This is a genomic window from Neobacillus drentensis, assembly GCF_036965645.1.
In the GTDB taxonomy this organism is placed as follows: Bacteria; Bacillota; Bacilli; order Bacillales; family Cytobacillaceae; genus Neobacillus; species Neobacillus drentensis_D.
In genome coordinates this window covers 337-2,057 of sequence record NZ_JBALPZ010000284.1, presented here as the reverse complement: position 1 = coordinate 2,057, position 1,721 = coordinate 337, and the positions used below count along the sequence as shown (strand labels likewise).

Below are 1,721 nucleotides of genomic sequence, written 5' to 3'. Positions count from 1 at the left end.
GAGTTAAAATCAATAAAACTTATAAATAATGTTATGTCTTATTTATATATTTATTTTAAACCAAACAATGAGTTGAGTTTCTTAAAAAGATATCAGTATATTAAGAGCATGATAAATAATCAATCTGTTCGAGAGGCATTGCCTCAATATAAGAGGGAAATGTCTACAACATTGGGTAGGTATGAAAAATTCTTAGTTAGTATGATTGAGCGCAAATCAATAATAGGATTATACTTTTTAACTGCATACAGTCGATTTCGAAATAGATAAATTTGGAGGAAAGAAAATGAAAGTAATGATGTTTGCGCATGGAGGCAGTTTAAATAGAGGATGTGAGGCAATTGTTCGCTCATCTACTAATATAATTAAAGAAAAGGTGAATAAAGCCCAGGTATATTTAGTATCAAGCAGGCCAGAAACAGATCAAATTATTCCAAAGTTAGATAAGGTATATGACGGATCAGATTCAGAAATAAAAAAATATTCTTATGAGTGGTTTTTATCCTCTTTCAGAGTGAAGTTCTTTAATGATGAATCATATGCATTTGGAAAAATTCATCAAAATATAATTAATCATATTAATGATGCTGATATTTGCCTATCTATAGGAGGGGATAATTATTGTTATGGAGAGCAGCCAGGGTGGTATGAGGTAGATAAAAGGGTTAAAGCACAAGGGAAGAAATTAGTTTTATGGGGCTGTTCCATTGGTCATGAGGATTTATCTGAAAGAAAACTTGAAGATTTAAAGTTATTTGATCTGATTTTGGCTCGAGAAACTCTTACTTATAACATCCTTAAAAGTAACGGCTTAAATAACGTCCATTTAGTTGCTGACCCAGCATTTACAATGGAAAAGGAAGAGTTGGAGTTACCTAAAGGTTGGCAAGTTGAAAATACAATTGGAATAAATTTTAGTCCACTTGTTTGGAAAAGGAATAAACAATCCCAAGAAGCTGTAAGAGAATTAATTAAACATATTTTAAAAACAACCGATATGACAATCGCTTTAACGCCGCATGTAATAGACCATGGAAATAATGATTATGAGGTCTTAAATAAATATTATGAGGAATTCAAAAATACAGGAAGAGTTCTCATCTTACCAGATAATTTAAATGCCGTTCAATATAAGGGTTATATTGGTAGGATGAGATTTTTTATTGGAGCTAGGACCCATGCGACGATTGCTGCCTATTCAAATCATGTTCCAACGATGGTATTAGGTTATAGTGTTAAGTCAAAGGGAATTGCTAGAGATTTATTTGGAGTGGAAAAATTAGTTTTGGGGATCACCGAGATTTCCGATAGCAATAAGTTAATAGACAGCTTTGATGAAATGGTGAGAGATGAGGTAGTGATAAAACAGAAATTGCAACAATCCATTCCGAATATTAAAAAAATGTCCTATAAAGCTGTGGATTATTTAAAAGAACTAATAAGGTAATTGAGGTCAATTATGGAGAAAAAAAAATTACTATTTATAATACCTAGCTTATCGGCCGGTGGTGGGGAAAAAAGTTTAGTAAATTTACTTTATCACCTGGACTATAGACAATATGATGTAGATCTATTTTTGTTGAACCATGATGGCCTTTTTATGGATTTCATACCAAAGGAGGTACGTGTTTTACCTCTTCCTGAAACATATAAACTATTTACTTTATCATTCTTTAAGTCAATTATGGAACTTTTGATTAGAGGGAAAATTAATATTGCAT

Annotated in this window: 1 protein-coding gene and 2 pseudogenes; all 3 read left to right on the top strand. The window is 31.6% G+C overall.

Going from position 1 to position 1,721, the window contains the following annotated elements:
- Positions 1 to 270 (top strand): annotated as a pseudogene (locus V7266_RS30410) (glycosyltransferase); the annotation flags it as partial.
- A 16-nt stretch (positions 271 to 286) separates the two neighbouring features.
- On the top strand, positions 287 to 1,447 hold the full coding sequence (locus tag V7266_RS30405) for a polysaccharide pyruvyl transferase family protein (protein ID WP_335473003.1): 1,161 nt from the start codon (positions 287 to 289) through the stop codon (positions 1,445 to 1,447).
- A gap of 12 nt (positions 1,448 to 1,459) precedes the next feature.
- A pseudogene (locus V7266_RS30400) lies at positions 1,460 to 1,721 on the top strand (glycosyltransferase); the annotation flags it as partial.

Bases quoted from the DNA above. Each gene is read 5' to 3' on its own strand.
- V7266_RS30405 (WP_335473003.1), top strand. From the start codon at position 287: ATGAAAGTAATGATGTTTGCGCATGGAGGCAGTTTAAATAGAGGATGT.